This window comes from Stutzerimonas stutzeri, assembly GCF_024448935.1.
In the GTDB taxonomy this organism is placed as follows: domain Bacteria; phylum Pseudomonadota; class Gammaproteobacteria; order Pseudomonadales; family Pseudomonadaceae; genus Stutzerimonas; species Stutzerimonas stutzeri_AO.
In genome coordinates, this window is the sequence record NZ_JAMOIE010000022.1 from 48,934 (window position 1) to 57,404 (window position 8,471).

Genomic DNA, 8,471 nt, shown 5'->3' on the forward strand with positions numbered 1-8,471 from the left:
ACTGAAAAATACAGGCCTGAGCTTAGCTGTCGGCGCTTCGCTCGACGTGCCCGAACAGACGAACGGAAGGGCAGCTTTGAGGCGCTTCCTTGACCCGGAACCAGGCGGCGTAAAGCGCGGGCAAAAACAGCAATGTCAGCGCGGTCGCGACGATCAACCCGCCCATGATCGCCACCGCCATCGGTCCGAAGAACACACTGCGTGACAGCGGTATCATCGCCAGCACCGACGCCAGCGCTGTCAGCACGATGGGCCGGAAGCGCCGCACCAACACCGAGGAAGGGCAAGGCATGTCGGAACACGTCGAATCTCTCTGTCGCGAGGCAGGTTCTAATACTTATACTGCGCTGGTCGACCTCGAGCAGATGCTCGCCCAGGCTCACCGGCGCCAGCTACTGGACGTGCCCGAGCCGATGCGCGCGGCGGAACACTTCTGCTCCTTGATCAAGGGCACCGCGCATTTTCGCCTGCTGATCAGTTATGTCGAGCAACTCGATGCAGAAGACGTGAGGGACCACGTAGAGGATTGCGTCGCCCTGTTCATGCGCGCCTATGCCGGCGAGATCAACCCAGGCGACTGAAGTGGCAATCGAGGGATCACACAGCAGCAATCAACCGACTCAGCAAAAACCGGCCGCATCGTGCGGCCGGCGTCCTCAACTCAGTCATGGCTCAACGCACCGATGCGGTGGATCGACAGGTCAGCACCATTGAATTCCTCTTCCTGGCTCAGGCGAATGCCAACAGTGGATCTGAGCACGCCGTAGACCAGGAAGCCGCCCGCGAGCGCAACCAGCACCCCGAGGCCCGTGCCTATCACCTGACTGATAAGGCTGATGCCGCCGAGTCCCCCGAGGGCATGCTGACCAAAGATTCCGCACGCCAGCCCGCCCCAAACGCCGCAGAGGCCATGCAAGGGCCAGACGCCGAGCACATCGTCGATTTTCCATTTGACCTGGGCCGTGGTGAATGCCCAGACGAACAAGGCACCCGCTACCACGCCTGTCGCCAATGCACCGATGGGATGCACCAGGTCTGAACCTGCACAGACCGCTACCAGCCCGGCCAACGGCCCGTTATGGAGAAAGCCTGGGTCGTTGCGGCCAACCGCCCATGCGGCCGCTGTTCCGCCAACCATGGCCATCAGCGAGTTGATAGCCAACAGCCCGCTGACCCCTTCGAGTGTCTGGGCACTCATCACGTTGAAGCCGAACCAGCCTACGATGAGAATCCACGACCCCAATGCCAGGAAAGGGATGTTCGACGGAGCGAAGGCCACCAGACGGCCATCACGGTATCGACCGTTGCGTCGACCAAGCAGAATCACCGCGCCGAAAGCGAGCCAACCGCCCATAGCGTGCACCACTACCGAGCCGGCGAAATCATGGAACGGGGCACCAAACTGCGCTTCCAACCAGGCCTGAACGCCGAAATTGCCGTTCCACATCATACCTTCGAAGAACGGGTAGACGAACGCAACGAGCAGCAAGGTTGCGCACAGCTGCGGCCCGAATTTGGCGCGCTCGGCAATGCCACCGGAAATGATCGCCGGTATCGCAGCAGCGAACGTCAGCAAGAAGAAAAACTTGACCAGTGAATAGCCGTTTTCGGCAATAAGCTGATCCGCTGGCTGGAGAAAGGTCACGCCGTATGCGACCCAATAGCCGATAAAGAAATACGCCAATGTCGAGACGGCAAAGTCGGCGATGATTTTCGACAGGGCATTGACCTGGTTTTTCAGGCGTACGGTCCCTACCTCGAGAAAGGCGAAACCGGCATGCATCGCCAGGACCATCACGGCGCCCATCAGGATGAACAGGGTATTGGCACCGTGAATCAGAACTGCTACCGCACTGCTTGGATTATCCATCTACTACGTCCCATGGTAAGCGCACCAAAACAGCAATCCACACCAATCAAACGCACCAACGTGCATCACGATTGGTTGAGGGCTTGCCACCTACTGTTGCGGCGGACTTTCGAGATGGCCGTTTCGCAAAAACCGAAGCGTTATTTTTCAGACACTTACAATCAGTTCCGTCTGACTTCACAGTCGATTGTTGCGCCATTACAGGGCTATGCTCGATCCGCACGCACCAGACAAATGCAAGCGCTATACCAACGAAACGGCAACGCGAGCGCTTTTGGCGCATCGGAGGTGGGCTACCGGCAAAGCGGCCGATGATGCCTGCCAGCACAGCAGACCTAGACGCAAGTCATAAAGCCGAGAGCGTGCGGTATTCATCCTGCGCCAGTTGGTCGGTCATTGCGCTGACGAAGTCCTGCAACATCCGGCAGCGGTAGTAGAACTCCCACAATGGCTGCCCTTCACCGCTTTCAGGGTGCGCTTTCAGCGACTCGTGGTAGGCCTTGATCAGTTGGCTGGGCAGGCGCCGGGCGAGCATCTGCAAGTGCGGCTCGCTGCGACAACGGCCTTCCGTCAATGCCCGGAAGGTCTCCGGTGCGACAACCAGCAGCGGCGAATAGGCGTCCAGCAGCCCCTGCAGAATCCGGTAGCCCTGCAGTTGCAAGGTTTCGACTTCTCGGTGACAGAACACCCGGTCCATCGCGACATCCTTGAAGGTCTGCACGATGGCGTTGGCAAGACTTGCATCCTCCAGCAGTGCCCGATCGAGCGTGCCGTCGTAAATCGCCTCGATATGCTCGATGAACTGCTGGGCGGCATGCTGCACCAGCGGGTGCACCAGATTCACCCGCAGCCAGATGAAAAATTCGCCAACCTTGTTGATCGGTTCCTTTGCAGCGCGGGTCTGGGCGTATTCGACCATGCTGCGAAAACTGCGGCCGGTACTCGCGACCGGCTCGTCGGGCGCGCCGTGCTCGGTGAATTTGGCGATTAGCAGCAGTGCTAGCTGCTCGATGGTGAAGATGCCCTTCTCTACCGAGTCTTCAATATCTGCAAGGCAATAGGCAATGTCATCGGCGGCCTCCATGATGTACGCAACCGGGTGCCGCGTGCCTGGCTGCAACCCCAGCGCAGCCTGCAGTTCCGCGACGAAAGGCTCCTCCGACAGGTAGAAGCCTGGCTTCTTCAGCAGATAGGCACCAGGTGTCCCCTTGGCCGGCTTAGGCGCGTAAGCGGCGCGCACATATTTGAGCAGGCCCGCCGTCTGTGTGTAGGTCAGATTGAGCCGCAGCAGGCTCACCACCAGCCGGATCGCTTGTGCATTGCCTTCGAATTGCTTGAGATCGATCAGCATGCGGCTGCGCAATGCGTTGTTGCCCTGCTCGTCCGGCACCGCCGCGTCGAACAGCTTTTCCAGGTGCCGCTTGAACCACTCGCCAATGGCGAACTCGCCAAAGTGCCCGAACGGTGGATTGCCGATGTCGTGCATCAGACAGGTCATTTCCACCAGGCTTTCCAGCGCGCCTTCCAGCCCATCCAGACCGTAATGCGCTGCTCGCTCACCAAGCTGCTTGTACAAGGTGCGCACGATGAAACGGCCCGCCTGCTGGACCTCGAGTGAATGCGTCAAACGACTGCGCACCGCCGCATTGCGCTCCAGCGGGAAGACTTGAGTCTTCTGCTGCAACCGGCGCACCGCAGCGGAGTTGATGATACGGCCGCGATCGCTTTCAAACTGATCAATGATCAGTGACAGCTCCCCCTCTGAGGCTTTGAGACCCGATTCGACGCGTCCATAAGGTCGCTGGCGGGAAATCTTGTCCTTGAAGTTGACGGACCGCGGCATGATTCGAACTCGATTGACGACAGAACCGCGAGCCTAGCGCGGCGCGGAGGCTTTACCAAGCGATCGGCCTAGATGTCGCTATCCATTCCTGCATGGCAGGCGTAGGCTTTGTCAGACTAATCCGATCTTCACGCTCACGCCGAGGTGCACTGGCCACAGAGCAGACCCACGCAAGGATGCATCACCAAGCCACCCATCAGCGAGGCGACATCATGAGCAAAGGTATGGATACAAAGAAGAATGCGAAAAAGAAACCCCTCAAGACCGCGCAGGAAAAGCGCGCGGCCAAACGGGATAAAGCCAGCGGACCTGCACCTTTATTAGGCAGTCACGCTGCCCGCTAGATCACGACGCTGGTAGAGCGCCCCGCCCGGACACCGTCGCGGGGCGTTTTGCTGTCAGGCCGCTGGACTGCCGAAAGCCGTGCGCAGTCGGCCAACCACCCACCCCCCGCCTACGTTGACCACCAGACCCAGCATGACCAGCAGCGCGCCAACCGCCTGGAGCAGGCCCAGGTGCTCGTCCAGCAGTACCGCGGCAGAGGTCAGCCCAACGACGGGCACCAGCAGCGAGAACGGCGCAACGGTATTGGCCGGATAGCGCGACAACAGACGACTCCAGAGCCCGTAGCCAAGAATGGTCGCGCCAAACGCCAAGTAGATCAGCACCAGCGCTGAATCCATCCCGAAGCCACGCAATGCACCCCCGATCGCTTCCGGCCCCTCCAGCACCCACGACAGCGCGAAGAACGGAAGCGGTGGAATCAGGCTGCCCCACACGACCAGCCCGACCAGATTCACCTTGCCCACCTTGCGGGTAACGATATTGCCCAGTGCCCACATCGATGCCGCGCAGAGGGTCAGCAGGAAGCCTGCCAGCGTCATGCTGCGGTCGCCTTGCATGCCGATCAGCAGCAAACCGCCAGCGGCAATCATCAGCCCGACCAGATTGCTTGCACGGAGCCGTTCGCCAAGAAACAGCACGGCGAAGAACAGCGTGAAGAATGCCTGCGACTGCAGCACCAACGAGGCCAGGCCAGCCGGCATGCCGACCTGCATCGCGGAAAAGAGAAAGGCGAACTGACCGAGCGAGATGGTCCCGCCATAAGCCAACAACCAGCGCAGCGGCATCTGTGGCCGCTTGATAAACAACACCGCCGGAAATGCCGCGAGCAGAAAGCGCAGTGACCCCAGCAGCATCGGCGGAATGTCATCCAGGCCGACCTTGATCACGACGAAATTCATACCCCAGACGACAATCACAACCAGGGCCAGCATCAGGTCCTTCGGTACCATGGCACAGTTTCCCAGACAAAAACGCATTAAAGCCGGCTGTGGCGACCCGATACTCATACAGCAGGCAGGCATTCGAGCATTACAGTCGACAGCCTTACGCGCCATATGTCCTGCCGCGGCCCTCGAGTTACGCACAGCCCGTGCCTGCTGTCGCAGCAACGGCTAGAATCGCGGTCAGTCGATCTCCAACAACCTCAGCCATCAGGAGAACATTCTTGGGCGCACAGTGGAAAGCCAAACATAAGGAAGCGGCAGCCAACGCCAAAGGTCGTACCTTCGGCAAACTGTCGAAAGAAATCATGATCGCGGCGCGTAGCGGCGCCGACCCGGACATGAATCCTCGCTTGCGCCTGGTGGTAGAGCAGGCCAAGAAGGCCTCGATGCCCCGCGAGACCCTCGAGCGCGCCATCAAGAAAGGTGCGGGGCTGCTAGGCGAGAGCGTCAACTACGAGCGCACCACCTATGAAGGCTTCGCGCCGCATCAGGTCCCGGTGATCGTCGAGTGCCTGACCGACAACGTCAACCGCACCGTGGCTGAGATCCGCGTGCTGTTTCGCAAGGGCCAGCTCGGCGCCTCCGGCTCGGTCGCCTGGGATTTCGATCACTGCGGGATGATCGAAGCCGCGCCGGCGATTGCCGATGCCGATCCCGAACTGGCCGCCATCGAAGCCGGCGCGCAGGATTTCGAAGCTGCCGAGGATGGTGCCACGCTGTTCATCAGTGACGCCACGGACATGGACGTGGTCTGCCGCGCCCTGCCGGAGCAAGGCTTCACCGTACAGTCCGCACAGCTCGGCTACCGCCCGAAGAATCCCGTGACGACGCTGCCCGAAGCCGAGCTCGAGGAAGTCGAAGCCTTCCTCAGCGCCATCGACGCCCATGACGATGTGCAACATGTCTACGTCGGCCTGGCCGGCTAACGCATATCAACCGTTGAGCTGGAGGCACAGCGATGAGTACGAACAAACCCAACACCCCCTATGCCCAGCGCGAACAGGGTTATCGTGAGAAGGCCCTGAAGATGTACCCGTGGGTCTGTGGGCGCTGTGCACGGGAGTTTTCCGGCAAGCGCCTGAGCGAGTTGACGGTCCATCACAAGGACCACAACCACGACAACAACCCGGAGGACGGTTCCAACTGGGAGTTGCTCTGCCTGTACTGCCACGACAACGAGCACTCGCGCTATACCGACAACCAGTATCACGCCGAAGCCCGGCCGGGGAGCGACCTGGGGCCGAAAGAGACGTTCAAGGCCTTTGCCAATCTGGCCGACTTGCTCAAGCGCAAGCCGGACTGAGGATGACAAAACAGGTGTCGGTCACTTCACCAGAAGGACCGGCACCGAGACCTCATGAACCACACGATTGGCGACCGAGCCCATCAGCATGCCAGTAAAGCTGCCCAGGCCGCGGGTGCCCATCACTACGGTGTCGCAACCAAACCGTTGCACGGCATCATTCACCTGCTCCGCCACGTTGCCCAGAATGGCGTGAGTCTGATGCGCAATTCCTGCCGTCTTGAGTGCCGCGGCGGCTTCTGCAAGGGTTCGGTTCGACTTGTCGATAAAACTCTTGTTCAGGTCATCGATCGTACCCGCAGTGACGAACTCGCCGTAGAGCACCGGCTCCTGCTGCACGTTCAGCACATGCACCTCGGGCGGCTTAGGCGCATCGGTGGCGTAATCGATGATGTATTGCAAGGCCCGTTTGGCGTTGTCCGAACCGTCGTAAGCGAGAAGAATGTTGCGCATAGCGAGTCTCCAACCAGTTTTGTCAACAGCATAGACCATCATCCAGGCGCGCCCGACGGCCAAGATCGCAGCCGTTGCTCTGGATCAATCTCCACGACGTCGCCATTTCGAGGCCTTACCATGAGTACAACCTTCAGCGTTCCGTTTGGCGTAGCCGATGCTTCGTTCCAGGCAGCGGGTGGCGAGTCCGGGCTGACCCGCCTGGTCGAAGCGTTCTACCAGATCATGGACGAGCGCCAAGACGCGATCTGCGTCCGCCGCCTGTATCCACGCGACCTGATCGAATCGCGCAAGCGGCTCGCAGCCTTCCTTTGCGGCTGGTTGGGCGGCCCACCTCGCTACGCGGAACACTACGGCAGCATCCACATTCCGCAATTTCACACCCGCTGGAAGGTCGGCGAAGCCGAGCGCGATGCCTGGCTCGAATGCATGGCTCTGGCGATCGCCAAGCAGGGATACTCCGAAGAATTTGCCGATTACCTGCTGGCCCAGTTGCGCATTCCTGCAGAGCGTATTCTCCAGGCAGGCCGGCACGCCGACCCCGTACAGTCGGCCTCGCTGTAACTCGGATCGAGTAGCCTGACGTCTGCACGCCGCCGAACCCCTTGCGCCTGGCTGCGTCATACCCTCTGAAGGCCGTTGCAAACACGGCGACACTGAACCACGCAGCCAGGGGATTCCATGAAGATCCGCTTTGCCTCGGTGAACGAGCAGAAGATTCGCGATGCAGAAGAATTTCTAGGCAAAAGCGGTATCGAGATCGTCAAGTTCCCGGTGCGCATCGTTGAAACACCGACCGAGGACCTGAACCAACTGGTCAGTGACAAGCTGCTGGACGCATTCAAGCTAATCGGCAAGCCCGTGTTCGTCGAGCATTCCGGCCTGTTCATCAACAGCCTGAACGGTTTTCCTGGCGGCCTTACCCAGACCTTTTGGGATCGTCTGCACGCCGTACGTTTCTCCGACCTGATCGGCAGCCTCCACGACCCATCGGCCGTGGCACGTACGTTGATCGGCTATTGCGACGGCCGCAAGCGGCACTTCTTCAAGGGCGAGGTCACTGGCCGGATCTCCCGCACCCCTGCCGGCGACCAGGGTTTCGAATGGGATAACGTATTCGTGCCAGACGGCTATTCGTGCACCTTCGCGGAACTGGGCGGTGTGCATAACGACCTTTCGATGCGCAGGCGGGCTCTGGATGCCTTCATCACGCACTTGCGAAGGGGCTGAGGTAGTTGATGCAAAAGCTTCTGGAGGCATACAGAAACAACCGTCTGATTCTCTTTGTCGGCTCGGGGGTGTCCGCCAATATCGGGCTGCCGCCATGGCGCGCGCTTATCGATGAGATCGCCGCTCAACTCGAGTACGATCCCGACGTATTCGATACCTACGGAAACTTCCTTTCGCTTGCCGAGTACTACCGCATCAAGAAGGGCAACATCGGGCCGCTGCGCAGCTGGATGGACCGTGAATGGCACAAGAACATCGATATTCGCGACTCGGAAATACACCGGTTGATTGTTCAGGGCCGGTTTCCTGCCATTTACACCACCAACTATGATCGCTGGCTGGAGAATGCGCACGACGCTCACGGCGTCAGCTATCTGAAAATTGCCAGTGCAAGCGATCTGGTCAAGGCGCGAGACGGCGTGCGACAGATCGTCAAGTTCCATGGCGACTTCGACGACGATAATTCCATCGTACTCGACGAGA

General features: G+C 59.9%; 11 protein-coding genes and 1 pseudogene. 7 read left to right on the forward strand and 5 right to left on the reverse strand.

Translation table 11 applies throughout. From position 1 onward, the window contains the following. Window positions 1–22 precede the first annotated feature (22 nt). A pseudogene (locus NA637_RS08940) lies at window positions 23–268 on the reverse strand (efflux RND transporter permease subunit); the annotation flags it as partial. Window positions 269–290: 22 nt separating this feature from the next. Here NA637_RS08940 and NA637_RS08945 point away from each other — a divergent pair. Next, a complete protein-coding gene (locus tag NA637_RS08945) occupies window positions 291–581 on the forward strand; it encodes a TetR/AcrR family transcriptional regulator C-terminal domain-containing protein (RefSeq protein ID WP_256071932.1) in 291 nt (96 codons plus the stop codon). A gap of 80 nt (window positions 582–661) precedes the next feature. Here NA637_RS08945 and NA637_RS08950 read toward each other — a convergent pair whose 3' ends face one another. After that, on the reverse strand, window positions 662–1,870 hold the full coding sequence (locus NA637_RS08950) for an ammonium transporter (protein WP_256071933.1): 1,209 nt from the start codon (window positions 1,868–1,870) through the stop codon (window positions 662–664). A gap of 346 nt (window positions 1,871–2,216) precedes the next feature. Beyond that, the gene (gene dgt / locus NA637_RS08955; RefSeq protein ID WP_256071935.1) at window positions 2,217–3,713 is read right to left on the reverse strand and encodes a dGTPase; all 1,497 of its coding nucleotides are present in this window, start codon (window positions 3,711–3,713) and stop codon (window positions 2,217–2,219) included. 212 nt (window positions 3,714–3,925) lie between these two features. Between dgt and NA637_RS08960 the strand changes: the two genes are divergently transcribed. After that, a complete protein-coding gene (locus NA637_RS08960; protein WP_254980187.1) occupies window positions 3,926–4,057 on the forward strand; it encodes a hypothetical protein in 132 nt (43 codons plus the stop codon). 54 nt (window positions 4,058–4,111) lie between these two features. Here NA637_RS08960 and NA637_RS08965 read toward each other — a convergent pair whose 3' ends face one another. Then, window positions 4,112–5,008, reverse strand: coding sequence for an EamA family transporter (locus tag NA637_RS08965; RefSeq protein WP_256071936.1), 897 nt, complete (start codon window positions 5,006–5,008; stop codon window positions 4,112–4,114). A 215-nt stretch (window positions 5,009–5,223) separates the two neighbouring features. Here NA637_RS08965 and NA637_RS08970 point away from each other — a divergent pair, with 215 nt between their 5' ends. Together NA637_RS08970 and NA637_RS08975 are read left to right on the forward strand one after the other, a co-directional pair. Further along, entirely contained in the window at window positions 5,224–5,928 is a 705-nt protein-coding gene (locus NA637_RS08970; protein ID WP_256071937.1) for a YebC/PmpR family DNA-binding transcriptional regulator, read from the forward strand. Between the two features lie 32 nt (window positions 5,929–5,960). Then, the gene (locus NA637_RS08975) at window positions 5,961–6,305 is read left to right on the forward strand and encodes a YajD family HNH nuclease (protein WP_064481893.1); all 345 of its coding nucleotides are present in this window, start codon (window positions 5,961–5,963) and stop codon (window positions 6,303–6,305) included. Window positions 6,306–6,326: 21 nt separating this feature from the next. Here the strand turns inward: NA637_RS08975 and NA637_RS08980 are convergent, their stop codons facing one another. Continuing rightward, window positions 6,327–6,758, reverse strand: coding sequence for a universal stress protein (locus tag NA637_RS08980; protein ID WP_256071938.1), 432 nt, complete (start codon window positions 6,756–6,758; stop codon window positions 6,327–6,329). A gap of 120 nt (window positions 6,759–6,878) precedes the next feature. Here NA637_RS08980 and NA637_RS08985 point away from each other — a divergent pair, with 120 nt between their 5' ends. The 3 genes from NA637_RS08985 to NA637_RS08995 all read left to right on the forward strand — a co-directional run. Further along, window positions 6,879–7,322: a group II truncated hemoglobin gene (locus NA637_RS08985; RefSeq protein ID WP_256071940.1), complete on the forward strand. Its 444-nt coding sequence runs from the start codon at window positions 6,879–6,881 to the stop codon at window positions 7,320–7,322. 117 nt (window positions 7,323–7,439) lie between these two features. Beyond that, window positions 7,440–7,988, forward strand: coding sequence for a non-canonical purine NTP pyrophosphatase (locus NA637_RS08990; protein ID WP_256071941.1), 549 nt, complete (start codon window positions 7,440–7,442; stop codon window positions 7,986–7,988). A gap of 8 nt (window positions 7,989–7,996) precedes the next feature. Beyond that, window positions 7,997–8,471: SIR2 family protein (locus NA637_RS08995; RefSeq protein WP_256071942.1), on the forward strand; the 475-nt coding region annotated here is incomplete at its 3' end.